This window comes from Bradyrhizobium sp. Pa8 (assembly GCF_052588265.1).
In genome coordinates this window covers 4,708,535-4,728,666 of record NZ_CP176767.1, presented here as the reverse complement: position 1 = coordinate 4,728,666, position 20,132 = coordinate 4,708,535, and the positions used below count along the sequence as shown (strand labels likewise).

At 65.8% G+C, this 20,132-nt stretch carries 18 protein-coding genes and 1 tRNA gene; 5 read left to right on the top strand and 14 right to left on the bottom strand.

The features are described 5' to 3' along the window. Positions 1 to 18: 18 nt before the first annotated feature. A complete protein-coding gene (locus tag ACKWRH_RS21775) occupies positions 19 to 1,035 on the bottom strand; it encodes an amino acid ABC transporter substrate-binding protein (RefSeq protein ID WP_445222284.1) in 1,017 nt (338 codons plus the stop codon). Between the two features lie 393 nt (positions 1,036 to 1,428). Here ACKWRH_RS21775 and metC point away from each other — a divergent pair, with 393 nt between their 5' ends. Together metC and ACKWRH_RS21765 are read left to right on the top strand one after the other, a co-directional pair. Next, entirely contained in the window at positions 1,429 to 2,613 is a 1,185-nt protein-coding gene (gene metC / locus ACKWRH_RS21770) for a cystathionine beta-lyase (RefSeq protein ID WP_445222283.1), read from the top strand. Between the two features lie 176 nt (positions 2,614 to 2,789). Beyond that, the gene (locus ACKWRH_RS21765; RefSeq protein WP_445222282.1) at positions 2,790 to 4,478 is read left to right on the top strand and encodes a Na/Pi cotransporter family protein; all 1,689 of its coding nucleotides are present in this window, start codon (positions 2,790 to 2,792) and stop codon (positions 4,476 to 4,478) included. Positions 4,479 to 4,484: 6 nt separating this feature from the next. Here ACKWRH_RS21765 and ACKWRH_RS21760 read toward each other — a convergent pair. From ACKWRH_RS21760 to ACKWRH_RS21725, 8 genes are all read right to left on the bottom strand, one after another. Continuing rightward, positions 4,485 to 5,433, bottom strand: a protein-coding gene (locus ACKWRH_RS21760) for an IS630 family transposase (RefSeq protein WP_445215585.1) whose coding sequence is annotated in 2 segments (ribosomal slippage) — positions 4,485 to 5,096 and positions 5,098 to 5,433 — 948 coding nt in all. Because the reading frame shifts where the segments join, the coding sequence is not laid out codon by codon here. Between the two features lie 90 nt (positions 5,434 to 5,523). Continuing rightward, positions 5,524 to 5,862 (bottom strand): lipid-A-disaccharide synthase N-terminal domain-containing protein, encoded by a 339-nt coding sequence (locus tag ACKWRH_RS21755; RefSeq protein ID WP_445222281.1) that lies wholly within the window; start codon positions 5,860 to 5,862, stop codon positions 5,524 to 5,526. Continuing rightward, the gene (locus ACKWRH_RS21750; RefSeq protein WP_445222280.1) at positions 5,859 to 6,596 is read right to left on the bottom strand and encodes a glycosyltransferase family 2 protein; all 738 of its coding nucleotides are present in this window, start codon (positions 6,594 to 6,596) and stop codon (positions 5,859 to 5,861) included. The genes ACKWRH_RS21755 and ACKWRH_RS21750 overlap by 4 nt, the downstream gene beginning before the upstream one ends. 65 nt (positions 6,597 to 6,661) lie before the next feature. Then, complete coding sequence (locus ACKWRH_RS21745; RefSeq protein ID WP_445222279.1) at positions 6,662 to 7,507, bottom strand: phosphatase PAP2 family protein; 846 nt, start codon at positions 7,505 to 7,507, stop codon at positions 6,662 to 6,664. Position 7,508: 1 nt separating this feature from the next. Then, positions 7,509 to 9,251, bottom strand: coding sequence for an ArnT family glycosyltransferase (locus ACKWRH_RS21740; protein ID WP_445222278.1), 1,743 nt, complete (start codon positions 9,249 to 9,251; stop codon positions 7,509 to 7,511). Positions 9,252 to 9,301: 50 nt separating this feature from the next. Beyond that, entirely contained in the window at positions 9,302 to 11,410 is a 2,109-nt protein-coding gene (gene pbpC, locus ACKWRH_RS21735) for a penicillin-binding protein 1C (RefSeq protein ID WP_445222452.1), read from the bottom strand. Positions 11,411 to 11,505: 95 nt separating this feature from the next. Beyond that, entirely contained in the window at positions 11,506 to 16,710 is a 5,205-nt protein-coding gene (locus ACKWRH_RS21730) for an alpha-2-macroglobulin family protein (protein ID WP_445222277.1), read from the bottom strand. After that, entirely contained in the window at positions 16,707 to 16,949 is a 243-nt protein-coding gene (locus tag ACKWRH_RS21725) for a hypothetical protein (protein WP_445222276.1), read from the bottom strand. Before ACKWRH_RS21725 ends, ACKWRH_RS21730 begins: the two co-directional genes overlap by 4 nt. A gap of 163 nt (positions 16,950 to 17,112) precedes the next feature. On the opposite strand from ACKWRH_RS21725, the gene ACKWRH_RS21720 reads away from it, so the two are divergent. The 3 genes from ACKWRH_RS21720 to ACKWRH_RS21710 all read left to right on the top strand — a co-directional run bounded on the left by ACKWRH_RS21720 (position 17,113) and on the right by ACKWRH_RS21710 (position 17,906). Then, positions 17,113 to 17,189: transfer RNA gene (locus ACKWRH_RS21720), tRNA-Arg, on the top strand. Positions 17,190 to 17,442: 253 nt separating this feature from the next. Next, a complete protein-coding gene (locus ACKWRH_RS21715) occupies positions 17,443 to 17,607 on the top strand; it encodes a hypothetical protein (protein WP_445222275.1) in 165 nt (54 codons plus the stop codon). After that, the gene (locus ACKWRH_RS21710) at positions 17,592 to 17,906 is read left to right on the top strand and encodes a hypothetical protein (RefSeq protein ID WP_445222274.1); all 315 of its coding nucleotides are present in this window, start codon (positions 17,592 to 17,594) and stop codon (positions 17,904 to 17,906) included. Before ACKWRH_RS21715 ends, ACKWRH_RS21710 begins: the two co-directional genes overlap by 16 nt. Here ACKWRH_RS21710 and ACKWRH_RS21705 read toward each other — a convergent pair. The 5 genes from ACKWRH_RS21705 to ACKWRH_RS21685 form a co-directional block, all read right to left on the bottom strand. Further along, positions 17,903 to 18,229, bottom strand: a complete 327-nt coding sequence (locus ACKWRH_RS21705) for a hypothetical protein (RefSeq protein WP_445222273.1) — start codon at positions 18,227 to 18,229, stop codon at positions 17,903 to 17,905. The genes ACKWRH_RS21710 and ACKWRH_RS21705 overlap by 4 nt on opposite strands. A gap of 208 nt (positions 18,230 to 18,437) precedes the next feature. Further along, positions 18,438 to 18,851, bottom strand: coding sequence for a hypothetical protein (locus tag ACKWRH_RS21700; RefSeq protein ID WP_445222272.1), 414 nt, complete (start codon positions 18,849 to 18,851; stop codon positions 18,438 to 18,440). Further along, the gene (locus ACKWRH_RS21695; RefSeq protein WP_445222271.1) at positions 18,851 to 19,156 is read right to left on the bottom strand and encodes a hypothetical protein; all 306 of its coding nucleotides are present in this window, start codon (positions 19,154 to 19,156) and stop codon (positions 18,851 to 18,853) included. The genes ACKWRH_RS21700 and ACKWRH_RS21695 overlap by 1 nt, the downstream gene beginning before the upstream one ends. Before the next feature lie 13 nt (positions 19,157 to 19,169). Then, a complete protein-coding gene (locus ACKWRH_RS21690; protein WP_445222270.1) occupies positions 19,170 to 19,664 on the bottom strand; it encodes a hypothetical protein in 495 nt (164 codons plus the stop codon). An 8-nt stretch (positions 19,665 to 19,672) separates the two neighbouring features. Further along, positions 19,673 to 20,023 carry a hypothetical protein gene (locus ACKWRH_RS21685; RefSeq protein ID WP_445222269.1) on the bottom strand — a complete coding sequence of 117 codons (351 nt, stop codon included), beginning with the start codon at positions 20,021 to 20,023 and terminating at the stop codon, positions 19,673 to 19,675. Positions 20,024 to 20,132 lie beyond the last annotated feature (109 nt).

Genomic DNA, 20,132 nt, shown 5'->3' with positions numbered 1-20,132 from the left:
GCCGCGGATCAGGCGGGATCAGCGGATCGGCGGCGCGTACTGAAGACCGCCCTTATTCCAGAGATTGTTGAGGCCACGGTTGATGCCGAGCGGCGAACCGGCGCCGACGTTGCGGTCGAACACCTCGCCGTAATTGCCGACGGCCTTCACGATCCGCACCACCCAGTCCTTGGTCAGGCCGAGCTGTTCGCCGAAATTGCCGTCGCTGCCGAGCACGCGCTTTAGCTCCGGATTTTCCAGTTTCGCCTTCTCGTCGACGTTCTTCGAGGTCACGCCGAGCTCTTCGGTGGTAACCAGGGCGAACAGCGTCCATTTCACGATGTCGAACCACTGGTCGTCGCCGTGGCGCACCATCGGCCCGAGCGGCTCCTTCGAGATGATTTCGGGGAGCACCATATGGTCGTTGGGATTGGCAAGCTTGAGGCGGTTGGCATACAGGCCCGACTGGTCGGTGGTGAAGACGTCGCAGCGCCCGGCTTCATAGGCCTTGACCGTCTCGTCGTTGGTGCCGAACGCGATCACCTCGTACTTCATGTTGTTGGCCTTGAAGTAGTCGGCGAGATTCTGCTCGGTGGTGGTGCCGGTCTGGACGCAGACCGAGGCGCTGTTGAGCTCGAGCGCCGAATTCACCTTGAGCGACTTCTTCACCATGAAGCCCTGTCCGTCATAATAGGTCACGCCGGTGAAGTTGGCGCCGAGCGAGGTGTCGCGCGAGATGGTCCAGGTGGTGTTGCGCGAGAGCACGTCGATTTCGCCGGATTGCAGCGCCGTGAAACGATCCTTGGCGGACAACGGCACGTACTTGACCTTGGTCGGATCGTTGAAGATCGCGCCGGCGATCGCGCGGCAGAGGTCGACGTCAAGCCCGGTCCAGTTGCCCTTGTCGTCGGGCGAGGAGAAGCCGGGCAGGCCCTGGCTGACGCCGCAGGACAGCATGCCCCGGTCCTTGACGGTCTTGAGCGTTTGAGCATCGGCGGCCTGGGCGGAGAGGCCGGCGGCGAGAGCGAGAGTGAGAGCCAGAGTTACGCGTTTCATGGGCTGAAGGCCTTTCAAAGTCGTCTCAAGGTCAGGAATGGCGTCTTTGGGATCGTCTCCGCCAGGCCTAGCCGCATCACGACTGGCCCTGCAAGAGTCATGCTGGAAAACCTTGCCGAACACTCGCCCATCCCGGGAGGCCATACCTTAATCCTCGCCGCAGGCGCCCGCCGTTATGGCTGTGACGCAAGGTCCGGTCAGACGATGGATCGAAGGTCGCGGCAGCCCCTCAACATGCGGCGACTGAATAGCACCCGCGCATCTCAGAACGACTAGCGAGCCGGGTCAAGGGGTTGACGGGACTCTTCTGTGTTCTGTTATTAACGGCAGCGGCCTTCGGCCGGCCCGCGGGCGCGGCGCGCCCGGTGGAAACGCGGTTTTGAAAGCAGACGCATGGATTCCTCGCACCCCTCCCAACAGCACGCCGAGACCCGGCTGGTGACCTCCGGCCGCGACACCAAGGCGCAGAAGGGGTTCGTCAATCCGCCGGTGTTTCACGGTTCGACCGTGCTCTATCCGACCGCCGAGGACCTGCACGCCCATCGCGGCGAGTTCCAGTACGGCCGCCACGGCACCCCCACCACCAGGGCGTTCCAGGAGACGCTGATGGCGCTGGAGGGGCCGCAATGCGCCGGCGTCGGCATCGTGCCGTCAGGCCTTTCGGCGATCTCCACCACCCTGCTCTCGGTGCTGAAGACCGGCGATCATCTGCTCGTCTGCGACAACGTCTATCGGCCCTCGCGCAATTTCTGCAACGGCATGCTCGCGCGCCTTGGCATCGAGACCACCTATTTCGATCCGCTGATCGGCGCGGGCATCGACAGGCTGTTCAAGCCCAACACCCGCGCGGTGCTGGTGGAGGCGCCGGGCTCGCAGTCGTTCGAGATGCCTGATATCCGCGCCATCGCCGAGGTCGCGCATGCGCGCGATGCGCTCGTCATCGACGACAACACCTGGGCGACGCCGCTCTATCATCGCTCGCTCGACCAGGGCGTCGACATCAGCATGCAGGCCGCCACCAAGTATATCGGCGGCCATTCCGACATCATGTTCGGCACCATCTCGGCCAACGCCAAGGCCTGGCCGCAGATCGCCGAAGGCATCCGCCTGCTCGGCGTCTGCGCCGGCCCCGATGACGTCTTCCTCGCGCTGCGCGGCCTGCGCACGCTGTCGGTACGATTGGCGCAGCATCATCGCTCGGGGCTCGATATGGCGCGCTGGCTCGCGGCCAGACCCGAGGTCGCGCGCGTGCTGCATCCGGCGCTCGAAACCGATCCGGGCCACGCGATCTGGAGGCGCGACTTCACCGGCGCGTCGGGCCTGTTCAGCATCGTGTTGAAGCCGGCGCCGCAGAAGGCCGTCGACACCATGCTCGACACGCTCAAGCTGTTCGGCATGGGTTTTTCCTGGGGCGGCTTCGAGAGCCTCGTGATTCCCTTCGATTGCGACGCCTATCGCACCGCCACCAAATGGTCGCCGGGCGGCCCGACCCTGCGTCTTCACATCGGCCTCGAAAGCGTCGACGACCTCAAGTCCGATCTCGATCGCGGCTTCGCTGCCCTCAAGGCGGCAATGTGAGCCTGCTCACAAGGCATCGCGCCTCGGGACGCGGCAATCGTGCCGGCGGACGCGCAAAACGCGCCGCGGGAACGCGCAACCGCCGCAAACGTTAAACGCGGATGCGCCAACAAAGGGTTTGAACCGCTGACGTTTGGCGCTAGCCTCACCAATCGACTCCAATCCGGACGCGGAGCATGGGAACGTTGGTTCTGCTCGATCTGATGGGCGGCGTGGCGCTGTTGCTGTGGGGCCTGCACATGGTCCACAGCGGGATTCTGCGCGCCTTCGGCCCGGACCTGCGGCGGCTGCTCGGCAAGGCACTTGGCAACCGATTCAACGCGTTCGCCGCCGGGCTAGGCCTCACCGCGCTGCTTCAGAGCAGCACGGCGACGGCGCTGATCACCAGCTCATTCGCGGCAGAAGGCCTCGTTAGCCTCACTGCCGCGCTCGCCATCATGCTGGGAGCCAATGTCGGCACGACGCTGATCGTGCAGGTGCTGTCGTTCAACATCGCAGCCGTTGCGCCCGTCCTGTTCGTGCTCGGGCTCGTCGCCTTCCGCTCCGGCCCGCGGTCGCGGATCAAGGATATCGGCCGCGTCTTCATCGGCCTCGGCTTGATGCTGCTGTCGCTGCACATCCTGCTCGACACGCTGGCTCCGGCGGAGAACGCGCCGGGTGTTCGTGTCATGATGTCTGCGATCACGGGCGATCCCGTGCTCTGCATCGTCATCGCCGCGCTCGTCACCTGGGCGGTGCATTCGAGCGTCGCCAGCGTGCTTCTGATCATGTCGCTGGCCTATTCGCAGTTCATCACGCCTTACGCAGCCCTCGCGCTGGTGTTGGGGGCCAATCTCGGCAGCGCCATCAACCCCGTGTTCGAAGGCACCCGGCGCGACGATCCCGCGAGCTACCGCCTGCCGCTCGGCAATCTCGCCAACCGCGTGATCGGGATCGCGCTGGTGCTGCCGTTCCTGAGTGGGATCGCCGAGCACATGCACGCCTGGCAGCCCGATCTCGCCAGGATGACGGCGGCCTTCCACATCGCCTTCAACGTGGGCACGGCCGTCATCTTCATCGGCCTGCTCGACACCATGTCCCGGCTCCTGACCCGGCTGCTGCCCGATCGCGTCCGGGAAGACGATCCGGCCCGGCCGCGCTATCTCGATGAGAGCGCGCTGGAGACGCCGTCACTGGCGCTCGCCGACGCCGCGCGCGAGACCTTGCGCATGGGCGACCTCGTCGAGGTCATGCTGCGCAAGGTGATGGCGGCGATGATGACCGGCGACCGCGCGCTGGTCGACCAGGTCTCGAAGATGGACAATGTCGTCGACAGCCTCGACGAAGCCATCAAGCTCTATGTGACGAAACTGATGCGGGGTAGCCTCGACGAGAGCGAGGGGCGGCGCGCGATGGAGATCATCTCCTTCGCCATCAACCTCGAGCATATCGGCGATATCATCGACAAGAGCCTGAGCGAACTCGCGACCAAGAAGATCAAGCGCCGCTTCCAGTTCTCGGCCGAAGGCGCCGAGGAACTCGCCGCCTTCCACAAGCGCACGATGGACTCGCTGCGGATCGCCTTCGGCGTCTTCATGTCGGGCGATGCCAATGAAGCACGCAAGCTGCTGGTGGAGAAGACCACGCTGAAGAACACCGAGCTCGCCGCTGTCGAGCGTCATCTCGACCGCCTGCGCGAGGGCCGCCCCGAGACCATCGAGACCACCTCGCTGCATCTCGACGTGCTGCGCGACCTGCGCCGCATCCACTCGCATATCTGCTCGGTCGCCTATCCCGTGCTCGATGCCGCCGGCGAGCCGTATCGCAGGAGCGAGGCGGATACCGTCCTGCCCGCCTCCGGCGCGGCCTCGGCGTTGCCGCGCTAGAGCGTTTCACATTTTGACTGAAGCATAACCGGCGTTGGCGAAGTAGTTGGCGCATTCGCGAGGCTGGATGTCGTGGACGAGGTGACCGATGTGGCGCCAAGTGTCCTCGATGGTGCGCTTCTGAGCTTGCCGCATCCAGTGTTTGATCTTGGAGAAGGCCTGTTCGATCGGGTTGAGGTCGGGCGAGTATGGCGGCAGGTACCAGAGCCTGGCGCCAGCAGCCTGGATCATCTGCCTGACAGCTTTCGACTTGTGGCTTCCGAGATTGTCGAGAATGACGATGTCGCCTTCGCGCAGGGTTGGCAGGAGAAGGTGCTTCACATAAGCGCGGAAGCATTCGCCGTTGATCGGGCCGTCGAAGACGCAGGGTGCCGTGAGTTGGTCATGACGGAGCGCGCCGAGGAATGTGAGGGTACGCCAGTGACCGTGTGGGGCGAAGCCGCGCAGGCGTGCCCCTTTGGGGCCCCAGCCCCGCAAAGGGGCCATGTTGGTCTTGATCCAGGTCTCATCGATGAAGACGAGCCGGCCCGGATCAAGTCCGGCCTGCCAGGATCGCCAACGCTGGCGCCTACGAGAGACGTCGGCGCGAGCCTGTTCGAGGGCGAACAGTGTTTTTTTTGAACCGCAGCCCTTCCCGACGCAGGAACAGCCAGACCGCGTTGTGTGAGACCTTGACCCCACGGGTTGCCAGTTCCGCCTTCAGACCATGCAGCGTCAGGTGCGGCGTCTGAGTGATCCGCTCGACGATGAAGGCGCGGTGCGGATCAAGCACAGGCTTGCGGTGACCGCCCATCTTGCCAGGCACAACCGAGCCGGTCGCCCGCTGCCGCTGTGACCACTTCACAACCGACGAGACCGCAACACCAAACCGTTCCGCCACAGACCGGCAGCTCTCGCCCGCCAAAACCGACGCCACCACACGCTCGCGAAGATCCAGGGAAAGAGGTCGGGTCATGCGATGCTGGCCTCCAATCCAGTCAGCATCTTGAATCACAATCCGCCAAAAACCGGAATCCCCTCCGATTCAATTAAGCAATGAAAGGCTCTAGCGATCCAGCGTCTTCGACGCGGTGCCGTGGTTGTTCCAGATCAGCATGATGTTGCGGATGTAGATGATGGTCGCGAACAGCTGTCCGATGATAATGACGGGCTCGCGCTTCACGACCCCGTAGATCAGGGTCATCATGCCGCCGCCCATCGAGCAGAACCAGAACGCGATCGGCACCACGCTGTTGCCGGCCCGTTCGCTCGCGATCCACTGCACCAGGAACCGCGCGGTGAAGAACAGCTGCGCGACGAGGCCGAACGCGAGCCAGAAGTCGAACTTGGCAACGAAGACGTCGTAGAAATAGTTGCTCAGCGCCTGGCCGTATTGAATGATCATGCCTTCACCTCAGTCACGTCTGGTGTCGGCTTCTTGCGGCGGATCAGCCACCACACGCCGACGAGATCCATGATGCCGATCCACAGCCGGTCGAAGAAACCATAGTTTGACACGCCCGAATGGCGCGGCCGGTCGATCACGTCGACATAGGCGATCTCGTAGCCCTCGCGGCGCACCAGCGCCGGCAGGAAGCGATGCAGACCATCAAAATAGGGCATCATCAGGAACACGTCGCGCCGGAACGCCTTCAGGCCGCAACCGGTATCGCGCGTTCCGTCCTTCAGGATTGCATTGCGGACGCCGTTCGCCACGCGCGACTGGAATTTCTTGAAGCCGGTGTCCTTGCGTCCGACACGCTGACCGGCAGCGAGACCGACGCGGCCCGCCCCCTTCTCGACCGCCGCGATCAGGTCCGGCAGGAAGCCGGGATTGTTCTGCCCGTCGCCGTCGAGGGTCGCCACGATCGCGCCGCGCGCTGCGCGCACGCCACTGCGCACCGCTGCCGACTGGCCGCCTGACCTGGCGTGGCGAAGCTGCCGGAGATTGTCCCGCTGCTGCATGACCGCGCCGAGCCGTTCGCCGGTGGCGTCCGTCGAGCCGTCATTGACGTAGATGATTTCATAGGCCCAGCGGCCGTCGAGCGCCGCGCCGATCTCCTCGATCAGCGGCGCGATGTTGTCGGCTTCGTTGCGCACGGGAACGACGATGGAAACCGAAGGCTGGGACGACGACAAATCGAAAGCTCGTGGTTGGAATTGGCCTGCCCCGGGGAACCGGCGGTCCCGGCAGGCAGCCGCTTTTATGGGGCGGATGCCCCGTGGGCAACCCTTTTGAGGCGGCCCGAGACCGCCCCCGCAAGAGGCACAATGGTGCCGTCGGCGCGGATGGCAAAGCCGAGCCTCCGGGCCGCGAACCAGTAGCGCACCGCCATGGCGCCGACCATGCCGACCAGAGCGCCGGCGACGACGTCGCTCGGATGATGCGCGAGCAGCACCAGCCGGGTCAGCAGGATCACGATTGCGTAAGTGAACATGAACACGCGCAGGCGCGGCCACAGCGCCGAGACCGCAAACGCCAGCGCGAACGCCGTCACCGCATGACCCGACGGCAGGCTGGCATAAGCCCCCGTTCCCTCGAACGGGATGAAGTTGAACGGATCGGCCTTGCCGCCCACGAACGGACGTCCGCGACCGATGAGATATTTGAGGATCTCGGCAACGAACACGGACAGGGCGACAGACAGAAACAAGAACTGCAACCGCGTGCCAAGGCCGAGCAGCAATCCGCGACGGGTGCCGTGCAATCCCGCTGCAACGAGCGCCAGGACCACCAGCGTCCCCCCGAGCACGGAGAGCACATACTCGTCCTTGCCGAAATCGGTGAGGATGCGGATCGGCCACAGGCTCGGCGTGCCGCGCGCCGGCATCAGCTGGATCTCGGTCTGATCGAACGCAAGCAGCAGCACGATGATCAAGGCCGCACCGGCCGCGCTGAGCCACAGCGAATGCCGCGCCAGCTTTCGCGCGGCTTCGGCGCGGCGCGAATGCGAAGGCGTGCGGACGAGCTGCGCCAGGGCACGGCCCGACACCGCGAGCAATTGCGCGGGGTAGCCCGGGCGCGGCGCGATGTCGGTCGGCGCCGGCATGCTACTCAGTGCCTTCGGAGCGGAAGATCGAGATCGAGATCGCGCGCCCTTGCGAGAAATTATAGCCGTCGATGCGCGTACCGACCTTGTAGCGCAGCCCGATCGCCTCGGCGCGCTGCACGAAGCTGCGCTCCGAGCGCTGCTCGATCAGCGCGAAGCGACAGCTCCCCTGCCGCAGGAAATCCGCCGCGCCCGAGCCGTCGGTCAGCAGCGTCTGCGTGCCCGTCAGGAACACGAGGCTCGGCTCGTGATAGCCGGCGGCGGCTGCCTTCGGCCCGACGCAGGTGACGTTGCGAAGCGCGCGTGCGATCTCGATGCTCGGAAACAGCGGGGTCAGCGACGGCAGCACGATGCCGTAGACCACGACCGCGAGCATCAGGGCTGCGACCAGTGCGTTGAGCAGCGAACGCTCAGCGCGATTGGTGTCGAACAGCCACCAGGCGAACAGACCGAAGATGAGCGAGGCCGCAATGAACGGCCATGCCACGAACGCCGGTTGCCGCGTCAGCATGACCGCGCCGACCACGGCGATGATCGAGGCGGCAGCGGGAATCGCGAACCACCAGGCCGAGCCGCGCGCGAGCCACGAGCGCGACAGGACATTGCGCTCCAGCGCACCGACGGTGAGGATCGCGATCGCCGGATACAGCGGCAGCACGTAATGCGGCAGCTTGGTCAGCACCGCCTCGAACACGATCCAGGACGGAATCAGCCAGGCCAGCAGGAACTGCGCGCCGGGCTCGCGCCGAGCCCGCCACACCGCCGGCGCCGCCATCGCCGCAAGCGGCGCGCCCGGCCAGAACGTGATCCAGAACAACGCCAGGTACAGTCCGGGCGGCGCGCCATGGGATTCCTGGGCGCCGATTTTGCTCAGCATGTCGCCGCCGACTGAATCGGCGAAGAAGGCATCGCCGGCGCGCCAGAAGATCGCGACGAACCAGGGCAGCACCAGGACCAGCATCCACATCAGGCCCCAGAGCGGACGCAGCTTCCAAAGCCACGAGGCGTCGCGGTCCTGGATCGCGAGCGCGACGATGGTCAGGCCTGCGAACATCAGGATCAGCGGACCCTTGATCAGGATGCCGACGGCGAGCGCGGTCCAGAAGATCGCGGGCCAACTCCAGGGCGGATGGGTCTCATCCTCTGCGCGCTGCCACGACAGATAGGCGCGCGACATCGCGCCCATCGCGGCGGTCACGCAGAGCAGCAGCATCGCATCGGTTTTCGCCAGCCGCGCCTCGACGCCGAGGAGCACGGAGGCACACATCAGCAGCGCGGCAAGCACCGCCGCGCGCCGCGTGACGAAGCCGAGCGCGGCCCAATAGGTCATCAGCACGGCGCCGATGGCGCCGATCAGCGACGGCAGCCGGTACACCCAGATCCGCAATTCGGCCTTCGGCAGCTTGAGCGCTGATGCGGCTTCAACTGCGGCCGCTTGCAACCAGTAGATGCCGACCGGCTTCTTGTAGCGGACGTCTTCCTGAAAACGGATGTCGACATAATCGCCGCTCTCGACCATCTGCTTGGTCGCTTGCGCAAAGCGCGCCTCGTCGCGGTCAACGGGCGGGATGGTGAAGAAGCCCGGGAGGAATAGCAGCAGCGCGCAGAGCAACAGGAAGCCGACCGCGCGGGCGTGGCTGGCCGTGGCGACGTCGAGCATGGACACGAGCCGGCTGCCCGGATTTACGGGCGCTTTCGGCTCGCGGGGGGCTCCAAAACGGGGGCTGGGATAGGTCTCGGCCATTGGTTCCGCTTACGCTGAAACCGTCATTCCGACAACCGGTTAAGGCGGGGTCATTGAATTCGAATGACAACTGTGTCCGCGGCGCCAGTGGCGTCGATCACGGTCAGCCGCGCAAAGCCCGGACCAGGCGGATCGATCAGCCGCTGGCGGCGCCCGTCGATCTCGCCGAGTGACGTTCCATTAACCAGGACGGTCATGGGAAGGACGCCGCCGGCGACCTTTACCGGCATGGCTGCGCTCCCCTCGCCGCCGGAACGGTCGACATCGATCCGCGAGCCGTTCAGCGGGAACTGGATGTGCAGCGCCTGCTCGCTGCCGGTCCGCACCAGGTCCCCGACCGGGCGGAACCGCTTCAGCGGCAATGGCAACTTGGCGTTGCTGGCGACCAGGGTTCCCTTCGGCGGCTTCGGCAACGGGGCCAGCGTCTTGCCGGTGCGGGCAAAGGCGTCGAACAGGATCGGGGCTGCGGCCACGCGGCCGATCAGGCCGGGAACCGGCGCGCCGTCGGGCCGGCCGACCCAGACGCCGATGGTCATCCGGCCGTCGAAGCCGACCGACCAGGCGTCGCGATAGCCGTAGGAGGTGCCGGTCTTGAACGCGATGCGGTTGTGGGCGGCATTTTCGGGCGGCGGCGTGCCCAGGAGGACGTTGCCGACCTGCCAGGCCGCGACCTGATCCAGCAGCCGCAGCGGTTCGCGATCGTCCCGGCCGGTCATGAGGTCGCGCAACGGCATGGTGGTGCCGAGCCGGGCGAAGCCCGTATAGAGCTGGGTGAGGTCCTGCAGTGTCACACCGACGCCGCCGAGTCCCATCGCGAGCCCCGGTGCCTCGTCCTTGGGCAGAACCAGATTGCCGCCGGCCTGCCGCAGTCGCGACGACAGCCGGCTCGCGCCGACGCGGTCGAGCAGTACGATCGCCGGCACGTTCAGCGACAATTGCAGCGCCTTCTTCACCGGCACCGTGCCCTGAAACGTCATGTCGAAATTTTCCGGCGCGTAGGAGCCGAAGCGGACGGGCCGGTCGTCGATCAAGCTGTCGGGGTGGACGAAGCCGTCCTCGAAGGCGAGCCCGTAGATGAAGGGTTTTAGCGTCGAACCCGGCGAGCGGACGGCGCGGGTCATGTCGACCTGCCCCGCCCGGCTCTCGTCGAAATAGTCGGCCGACCCGACGCGGGCGAGCACGTCGCCGCTCTCATTGTCGACCACGATGATGCCGACCGAAATGTTGGGCCCGAGCGCAATGGCCCGGTCGCGCGCCAGCGGCTCCAGCACCTTCTGCAGATTGGCGTCGAGCGTCAGCTTGATGACGGGCGTATCCTTGACCGTCGAAAGCGCCGTGTCGGAGGCATGCGGCGCAAGGATCGGCATCGGCTTACGCAGTTTTGGCACGGGCACGGCCTTGGCCTGCTTCGCGTCCTCAAGGCTGACCACATGCTCCTCGACCATGCGGTCCAGCACGCGGTCGCGGGCTTTACGTGCCGCCTCGGGATAGCGATCGAGCCGGCGCGTCTCCGGCGATTGCGGCAGCGCCACCAGCAGCGCGGCCTCGGCCAGCGAGAGCCGCTTCGGCTCCTTGCCGAGATAGGCGATCGAGGCTGAGCGGATGCCTTCGAGATTGCCGCCATAGGGCGCCAGCGCGAGATAGAGGTCCAGGATGTCGTCCTTGCTCATGCTGCGCTCGATCTCGATCGCGCGTACGATCTGGCGCAGCTTGGCATAGAGCGAGCGTTGTCGCCGCGGCTCCATCAGGCGCGCAAGCTGCATGCTGATGGTCGAGCCGCCCGAGACGATGTGGCCGCGCGTGGTGAGCTGCAGTGCGGCGCGCCCGAGAGCGAGCGGGTCGAGACCGTTATGTGCGTAGAAGCGCTGGTCCTCATAGGCGAGCAGCAGCTTGAGATAGGTCGGATCGATGTTGGCCTTGGCATCGACCGGCAGCCGCCAGCGGCCGTCGGCCATGGCATAAGCGCGCAGCAGTTTTCCGTTGCGATCGACGATTGTGGTGGAGACCTGGCGCGCCTCGTCGAGCGGCAGCGGGCCGAGCGAGTAGACCCAGGCGACGAAGCCGACGATGGTGAGGATGAGCGTGAGCGCGAGGCCCGAAAGGACGCGAAAGCCCCAGCCCCTCGCTCCGTCATGGCCGGGCCTGTCCCGGCCATCCACGTTCTTGGCGGCAGCGCCAAAGTCCGTGGATGCCCGGGGCAAGCCCGGGCATGACGACGGAGTTTGCGGAAACCTCGCGTTGCTCATCTCACCACTCACTTCGCCGCCCGCACCTCGACGTTACCCGTCCCGGTCCGGCCGTAGCGCGAGGGATTGTACATGTCCTCGACATAGGCCTGCGGCAGCACGTATTTGCCGGGCGAAACCGCACGCGCGACGTAGGCGACGGTGAAGACCGCCTTGGAGTCCGAGGCACGATCGACCGCCGCCGTGAAGCGGTCGTCAAGGAACTCGGTATCTTCGGGCTCCTCGCCGTCCTCGATCCAGTCCAGCGTGCCGCTCTCGCCGGACGAGACCAGCTTCGGATTGTCTATCTCGAGGCCCGCGGGCAGATAGTCGGACACCATGATGTGGCCGTACTCCGGCTTCGCCTCGGTGATCTTCAGCACCACGGCGAAACGCTGGTTCTGCTTGACCTTGCTGATGTCGGCGGGCTTGCCGTCGAGCGTGAAATAATTGCGCTCGATCTTGAAGCCGTTCGATGCAGCCGGCTCCGGCGTGACCGGCGAGCCCGACACCGAGACCACCGCCTGGACCGGCGCATCGCCGGTGTTGGTGATCTTCAGCGGCTTTCCCTCCAGCGTCACGGCCTTGTAGCTGCGGTACAGCGCGGCCTTGACCGGTTGGCCGTCGACTTCCATCGACAGGTTCTCCTTGGCGAGCGCGCGCGCCGCCAGCACCAGCCACGCATTCTCCTGCGTCGAGGTATAGGGCGTCAGGCCGCGCGCGGTCTCGACCCGCGACACCGCCTGTGTCAGCGTCGCCTTCGGCGCGTTGCCTTCACTGGCGAGCGAGACCAGCGCTGCGGCATCGCGAAGCTGCGAGCCGTAGTCGGTGCGGCCGAACTCCAGCACCGGCTTCGGCGCGAGGCCGTCGAGGGCGGCACCGTAGACGCGTTCCGCGCGATTGCGGTCGCCGACCAGCGCCAGCGCGGCCGCAAGCTGCGACTTCGCGATCGGGGTTGCGAGATTGGAGAGCTTGGTATCAGCGAGATAGCGGAGATCGCCGATCGGCGCCGCGCCATTGCGCGCGAGCACGTAGAGGCCGTAGGCGAGATCGCGCCCTCCGTCCTTCTCCGGCTCGTTGCCGTTCACGACTGAATTGCGGATACGGTCGAGCGCGTTCTTGAACAGCACGTCCGGCACCGCAAAGCCCTTTTCGCGAGCGCGGGTCAGGAAGTCCGTCACGTAGGCGTCGAGCCAGGCATCGTCGCCGCCGGCCGACCACAGGCCGAACGAGCCGTTCGAACCCTGGCGCGCCAGGAGCCGCTCGATCGCATCGCGGATGCGCTGGTCGACCTCGGTGTCCATGGCCAGATGCGCGCCGGCGGCGAGCTCGTTGACATAGAGCAACGGCAAGGCACGGCTCGTGATCTGTTCGGAGCAGCCATAGGGGTAGCGGTCGAGCGCCTTCAGGATCGTTGCGGCGTCGAGCGCCGTCGACAGGCTGGCCGAAACCGAGACGCTGCCGGTGCCCGGGACGAGATCGGAGAACATGTCCGAGGTCAGCGTCAGGCTTTCACCCTTCGCCAGCGTCCGGATCGAACGCCGCGCCAGCACCTGCGTCGCCGCCTTGACGTCGAGCGCATAGTGACGTGCCAGCGCAAGGCCGTTCGGTCCCTTGATGTCGACGTCGAGCGTCGCCTGCCCCGCCGCCGTCGCGTCGATTGCGAGCGTAAACGCGTTGCGCTGCTTGGCGGCGAGCTTGACCGTGGTTGCGGGATTGCCGGTCATCTTCACCGGGCCGCCGGTCTTCACGTTGATCACGTAGTCGCCGGCCTGGCCCTCGACATTGTCGATCTCGAGGTTGACCGTGCCGTGGTCGCCATTGAGCAGAAAGCGCGGCAAGGTCGTGGTCAGCACCACGGGATCGCGGATCACGACATCCGTGTTGGCGCGGCCGAGCTTTGTCGCGGTCCACGCCACCGCCATCACGCGCGCGGTGCCGGCGAACTCGGGGATATCGAAGCTCACTTCGGCGGTACCGTCGGCGGCGACCGTGACGATGCCCGAGTAGAGCGCGAGCGGCTTTTGCGCGGGCGGAGAGCCCTGCAATTCGCCGGCGCCGGCATCGCCGCCGGACTTGATCTGTCCGCGCGTGCCCGACATGCCGTCGATCAGTTGCCCATAGAGATCGCGGATCTCCGCGCTCAGGCGGCGCTGGCCGAGATAGTAATCGTCCGGCGCCGGCGGCTTGTAATTGGTCAGATTGAGGATTCCGACATCGACCGCGGCGATGACGATTTTGGCGTCCTCACCCGGATTGAGCCCGTCGAGCTTGACCGGGATCTTCAACGTCGCATTCGGCCGGACCAGTGCCGGCGGCGTCAGCTTCACCTGGAGCGTGCGGGTCTGCTTGTCTATGCCGAACCATTTCAGGCCGATCGCCCGGCCCGGCATGCGTTGCGCAGCCGCATCGAGCGGGCGGCGCAGCGTCGCCACCACATAGGCGCCGGTGCCCCAGTCCTTGCCGACCGGCAGCCTAACCTGCGCGGTACCTTCCTTGACGTCGATGGTCTGCGTCGTCAGCAGGCGGTCGCCGAGTACGTTGACGGTGAGCTTGCCGGCGCTGCGGACGTTCACCGATACCGTCATGGTGTCGCCCGAGGCATATTGCGGCTTGTCGATCGAGGTTTCCAGCAGGTCCGGCGTATCGGCGCTGCCGTCGGAATACCAGCCGACGTCGAACTGCACCGAGGTCACCGGACCGTCGGCATCGTTCGACTTCACATCGAGCCGGTAGCGACCGGGCTGCGGGCTCAGCGAAATCCGCGACGGCTTGTCGGCAGCGATCGTCACATCGCCGTCGGAAACGCGCGAAGTCGATTTGACCGGCTCGTACTCCCAGTAATTGTTCTGGCGATACCACTGGTAGCGCGACTCCATCTTCAGGAGCTCGTAGCGCAGGCCGTCGCGGCGCAGCCTCTCACCCTCGGGCGAGACGAACACGACATCGAACTCCGCCTTGTCGCCCTCGGCGACGTTCTTGTCGCCGAACAGCGGCTTGATGCCGATCATGGCGTTGGCGGGCGCGACCGGCAGCACGATCTTGCGCTCGACGGCGCGGCCGCCGGTCTCGACCATGCGAACGAAGATCTGCGCCTCCTGCGGACGCGTCGAGGCGGGCTGCTTGTCCAGCGTCACCGGGAAGGTGGCAACGCCATTGGCGTCGGCCTCCGGCAGGTTCTCCAACGGCGTGCGCTCGTTCGAGGTGGTCTCCTCGTCGGCGACGCCGAACTGGTAGCCGGCAAAACCCGGGCGTTCGCTCGCGGGCGCGACCAGCATGTCGCCTTCGAGCTGGAGGCCCGAAGCCGGCGCGCCATAGAGGAAATGGCCATCCGCCTTGAGCTCCACCGGAGCGTTAGCTTTGATCAGCTTGTCCTTGGCGGACAAGTCGAATTCGATCCGGTCAGGGACGTAGTCCTCGACCATGAAGGTGGTTTCGCCGACCGACGAGCCCTTCGGATCGGTGAACGCGCGGACCCGCCAGGTCCCGGTCGGGACGGCCGAATTGAGCGGCACGGACAGCGTGCGGCCGCCGGCGCCCTGGTCGGCGAGCACGGCGCGGCGGAATTCGACGCCGTCGGGGCGCTCGATCACCAGCGTCAGCGGCCCGCCGGCAACGGCATTGCCCTGCCCGTCGCGCAAGAGCGCGGTGAGATAGACGGTCTCGCTGGAGCGATAGACGCCGCGCTCGGCATAGACGAAAGCATCGGCGCCTGCAGGCACCGCCCGGCCCGAAACGCCGCGGTCGGACAGGTCGAAAGCCGAGGCCTTCAGGCTCAGAAAGGCATAGTCGGCCTTCTCGCTCGTGACCGTGAGCATCGCCGGCGACAGGCCGCCTTCGCCGCGCGCGAGCCCCGCCTCGAACAGCACATGACCGCTGTCGTCGGTCTTGCGGGTCGCCAGGATCTCGTTGTTGCGGGCGACCAGCCGGACCTCGGCCTTGCCGACCGGGTCGGTCGAGGCCAGCGAATTGACGAAGACGTGGATGCCGTCATTGCCGGAATAGGCGGTGACCCCGAGGTCGGAGACGATGAACCATTGCGTCGCGAGCTGGTAATCGTCGTCCGAGCCCGGCCCCTTGGCCGCGGCGGTCATCACATAGACGCCGGGCTGGAGCTCGCCGAGCGCCTGGTCGACCGGGAATGCGGTCGTGACATCCTGGTTCAGCGTCATCGCGGTCGCGAGTTCGCCGGTCCAGACCTTGACGCCGCGCTCGCCGCCGAGATCGGCAAGCTGGTAGCGCGACAGCGTCTTCTGGAAATCGCTGTCGACGACCGTGTTGATCAGGTTGCGGTCGCCGATCCGGAAGACGTTGACGCTGACCGCGGGCGTGTTGACGCTGACCACGGGAATGCCGCGCTGGCCGGTCCGCGGCAGCACATAGGCGCGGCTGGTGAAGCGCACGAACGGCTTGCGGTCGCGCACATAGACGTTGAACTCGGCCGATTTCGGCAGGCCCTCCTTCACGGTGGACGGCAGGCCGGCGCGCAGATTGATGTTGTAGCGCTCGCCGTGCTTCAACCCGTCGACGCAGAGCTGCTTGCCTTCAGCCGACAGCGCCGGTTTGTCCTGGCCTGCCAGCGCGAGGTACGGCGCGAAATCGGTGCGCTTGGCCAGCTCCTCCGAGAACTGGAAGCAGGCGCGCGGGCTCGCCGAATCCGAGTCCACGGTATAGTCGAGCAGCCGGAAGCCGTGCTCGTCGCGCATCTTCTCGTATTGGCCGCGGACGTCGGCGACCTCGCGCATGTCGAGCGACAGTCGCAGCGCATCGAGCGCCGGCCGCCACAGCTTGCGTTCGGCCAGCGACTTGCCGAGCACGGCGAGCGCATCCGCCTCCTCGCCCGGGTTGCCGGCGCGCTGGTAGGCGATGTAGGCGGCGGTCGAGGCACGCTCCAGCAGGAACGTCTGCTCGCTCGAGCTTTTCGGCGAGATCTGGAAGATCACCTTGGCGAGCCGCAGCCAGTTGCCGGTATCCTCCGGCGTGGTCGCGGTGATCTGGCCGAGCACCGACAGCCCGGTGCGGAAATCATTGCGCCGGAAGGCGGCGTCGGCGTCGGTGCGCAGCGTCGCGCTGGTCTTGGCGACCGGCCCCGCTTCGCTCTTGATCTGGGCCTCCAGCTTGATCGCGGAATCGGCGAGGTCGTCACGCTTGAACGCCTTGTCGGCGGCCTGCGCTGCGCTAAGGCCGAGCGCCAGCGTGGCGCAGAGTGTGACGGCGCGAACAAGACCGATCATAATGGACTCCCGGAAATCGCGGCGAACGCCGCGTGAGCATGAAATGCGCGGAAAGGTGACGGACTCAAGGCGATGGAACCAAAGGTGCAAATCGTCGCATTCGCCATGACAAGGCAAGCCCTGAGGAGACCGATCGAGATATCACCGCGCACGCCGTCCTGATGGCGCAGCCCTACCTGACCCGTCGACCGGCGGCCGTGTCCCGGAAGCTGGCCAGCGTTCCCGGCGATGTAATCCATCGTCCAGTCCGCTACCGCTCTACCCGGCACCCTGACACCCCACCGTTCCGCTTAGTCGCGGCGTTGAGGAAAACGGTTCGGTTCAGACTTGGCGGGAGCGAGGATTTTTCATATTTGGCGTGATAGAAGACCGGCAGGCGATAGCCGAGGCTGGCCTCAAGACGGTCCCATAGCTCAACTGGATAGAGTAGCGGATTTCTACTCCGCGGGTTGCAGGTTCGAGTCCTGCTGGGATCGCCAGCGGCTAAATCGCCGCTGATTTTATTGACAAAAACCGGCCTCGTTTTCTCACTTTTTAGCACCCCTGTTCGGGTGGGAAAAAATTCTCTATTCGTTCCCCATGCCCGACGACCTCATCATGCGAAGAACCGTCACTGGCGGCGAGACCACCTCCGACGACTATGTCGTGATCTGGGATGACATCAACATCGGCCGTATCTTCAAGACGGTCGGCGGCGGCAAGGCCTGGTCATAGTCCTGCTTCCTGCCGAACGTGCCGCAGCGCAGCCATCACCGCGGGCGCGCCGGCAGCCTGGACGGGGCCAAGGCCGATTTCCGCAAAGCGTGGGCCGAGCTTCAGGGCGAAGTCAGCTACGACCAGATCAAGGCGGCCCGCGCGATCGAGGGCGACCGCAGCCGGCCGTGGCACAAGCGCTGATGGGCGAGGCAGGCTGGTCGCGCCGCTTCGACGATCCGATTCCCCTGCCCGATGGCCGCGAGCTCGCTACGTTGCTCGAGGCGGGCCGCTACATCCAAACCCTGCCGACGGCGACGCAGGGGCGGGCCGAGTGGCAGGCGGCCACCGAGGCGCTGCTGCTGGTGGCCCAGCACGGCGGCCCCGCCATGTTCGCCCGCATCGGCATGATGCGCGCCATCAACGCCGGCAAGCCGCCGACGCTGCCGCCGACGCTGCCGCCGCGCAGGAAACGCGCGAAGGCCTACCGGCTGATCGGCTAGAACGGGATATCAGACAGCACAGAGAACGCGGGCTTGACGATCGGCCGGCAGATGTGGCCGCACTGCTTGGCCATGTTCTCTTTCGCCGTGAGCCAGGCGAGCTGCTGCCGGCTGCGATCGTTGGCCCGGCGGTTGTCGAGGCTGTCGCCGTTGTCGTGGTCCACAAAGTGCTTCAGGCTGGGCCGCTCGATCCCCATCCGTTCCACGATGATCACCCGATGCATCAGGATGGTGACGTTGCGGTCCCCGTCCCTGACCGAGCGACGGGCATAGACCAGGCCGCCGCCCTTGTGGCTGACGGCATAGGTCCACTTCCACTGCATCAGGAAGTCGTAGTCTTCGATCGAGACCTTGACGACGTACTGGGTGCGCGCGCCGATCGTGATGGTGCGATAGGGCGTGTAGATCGGAACGTCTCCGGTCAGCCGGGCGCATAGGCGCGGTAGAGGTCGGCGAACGCCTTGACCTCGAGCGCGACGAAGGGAATGCCGGCGCCGAAGAAGGCCGCGAGCGCCAGGATCCGCAGCGCTCTCACGTCATGCTTCCGGGCATGAAGCAGCGGATCGTCGGACCCTGGTAGCCCCAGATCGGCCACACCATGGTGCGCCCGGCCCGGTTCGGCTCCGTGATCACGGCCCCATCCTCGACGTCGACCCAGATCATCTCGGTCCCGGCCGGCGGCGCCGGCACGCTTGCGGTCGGCTCGAAGCGCCAGCGCGGGATCCGCACGCGATAGCGCCCGCCTCTGGATTCCCAGTCGACGTCGGAGAGCGCATAGCCGTCGGCATCAGAGCAGCATGGCCCCTTCCCGGAATGCAGGGAATCGAACCACGGCTTCAAGGGCGAGGCCGCATGACGGCCGTCGAGATCGCGCGCCAGCGTGCTGCAGCTCAAAAGCGCAAGGCCCGCGGCGATGAGTGCTACGTCGAGACGAAACGATGCCATCAGCCACCTCCTTTGACCGCGAGCACGGTCTTGAATCCAAGCCATACGGCGCCGATCAGGCCCGCTGCGATCGCACTGACGACGGCCTTGAAGGTCGCGGTCTGGGCCTGCTCCACGCTCTTGCGCCAGCGGCGCAGGTGCATCAGATCGGCCTTGAACTCCTTGCGGTCATCCTCCTCGATGCCGAAGGAGGTCAGGATTGCGGAAACGGCCTTCAGAACCATCGCATCTTCCGTGTCGTTGGCGAGCCGCCGTTCCTCCGCCAAAGTCTCGCGTATGATGGTCTTGATCTCGTCTTCGCTCATTTGCCGCCTTCTCCTACTTTCCGACGAGCCGCTTCAGCCCGTCGACGAAAGTGCTTGACCCGGGGCCGCCCCGCGCGGCGATGGCCGGCGCGCCAAGGAGGGCCATCAGCAGGAAATAGGCGTAATCGATCGTCGAGCCCGATGACGGATAGCGCCAGCCGGTAAAACCCGCAGCCTGCACGCCGATCACGATCCAGGGGATGCAGAGCTGGTGCCAGACCAGCACGAACAGTTGCGAGACGACGGCCGCAACCCAGGCCTTCTGCATCACGGGGCTGTTGCCCAGCGCCTGCATGAAGCTCGCATAGGTCTTCGACAGGCTGTCGTAGAAGGCGACCTCGACGTCGCGGAAGGTCGCCATCAGCGCAGCTTGCATCTGCGCCATCAGCTGATCCTTGCTGATCTCCTTCTTGACGTAGGCCTCCCAGGCGGACTCGAGCCGGCCGAACAGGCCATCACAAATCGCGCTGATGATCGGCCCCGTCAGGAGCCCCGTGAGCATGCCCATTGGTGCCCCTACTTCGTGATGTTGTTGGTGGCTCTGAGGTTGAGCACGCGAAGCACGATCAGGATCAGGCCGATCACCTGGTTGATCACCTTCGTCGTCTCGGTCGGGATCAGCGCCGACATGTCGGCGCCGGAGATCTGCTGCAGGATGTCGGGCAGTTGCGGCCAGACCATCAGGATGCTGGCCACGATCGCGTCCCATTGCACGCGGACCCAGACCAGGAGGCGCTGCCAGAGCCCGTCGGCCTGGTCGTACATTTCCTTGATGTGCGGCAGGTTGCGGATCTTCGGGCGGACCCAGACAACGTAAACCGCGATGGCCGCGCCGATCAGCGAAGCGTGCACAGCGAATTTGAGCATGGACGTCTCCAGTTGTTTCGAAAGAAGCGATTACCCCTCGCCCGACGGCGAGGCCCACCATGGGATGGTCACGACAGCAAGCAGCAGAGCCACCAGTACGCCGGCGCCG

Coding starts and splice junctions, on each gene's coding strand:
- ACKWRH_RS21740 (WP_445222278.1), bottom strand. CDS start 9,251: ATGGCCGAGACCTATCCCAGCCCCCGTTTTGGAGCCCCCCGCGAGCCG.
- ACKWRH_RS21775 (WP_445222284.1), bottom strand. CDS start 1,035: ATGAAACGCGTAACTCTGGCTCTCACTCTCGCTCTCGCCGCCGGCCTC.
- ACKWRH_RS21730 (WP_445222277.1), bottom strand. CDS start 16,710: ATGATCGGTCTTGTTCGCGCCGTCACACTCTGCGCCACGCTGGCGCTC.
- ACKWRH_RS21700 (WP_445222272.1), bottom strand. CDS start 18,851: ATGGCATCGTTTCGTCTCGACGTAGCACTCATCGCCGCGGGCCTTGCG.
- ACKWRH_RS21725 (WP_445222276.1), bottom strand. CDS start 16,949: ATGGATTACATCGCCGGGAACGCTGGCCAGCTTCCGGGACACGGCCGC.
- ACKWRH_RS21745 (WP_445222279.1), bottom strand. CDS start 7,507: ATGCCGGCGCCGACCGACATCGCGCCGCGCCCGGGCTACCCCGCGCAA.
- ACKWRH_RS21755 (WP_445222281.1), bottom strand. CDS start 5,862: ATGATCATTCAATACGGCCAGGCGCTGAGCAACTATTTCTACGACGTC.
- ACKWRH_RS21690 (WP_445222270.1), bottom strand. CDS start 19,664: ATGGGCATGCTCACGGGGCTCCTGACGGGGCCGATCATCAGCGCGATT.
- ACKWRH_RS21705 (WP_445222273.1), bottom strand. CDS start 18,229: ATGCAGTGGAAGTGGACCTATGCCGTCAGCCACAAGGGCGGCGGCCTG.
- ACKWRH_RS21685 (WP_445222269.1), bottom strand. CDS start 20,023: ATGCTCAAATTCGCTGTGCACGCTTCGCTGATCGGCGCGGCCATCGCG.
- metC (WP_445222283.1), top strand. CDS start 1,429: ATGGATTCCTCGCACCCCTCCCAACAGCACGCCGAGACCCGGCTGGTG.
- ACKWRH_RS21695 (WP_445222271.1), bottom strand. CDS start 19,156: ATGAGCGAAGACGAGATCAAGACCATCATACGCGAGACTTTGGCGGAG.
- ACKWRH_RS21765 (WP_445222282.1), top strand. CDS start 2,790: ATGGGAACGTTGGTTCTGCTCGATCTGATGGGCGGCGTGGCGCTGTTG.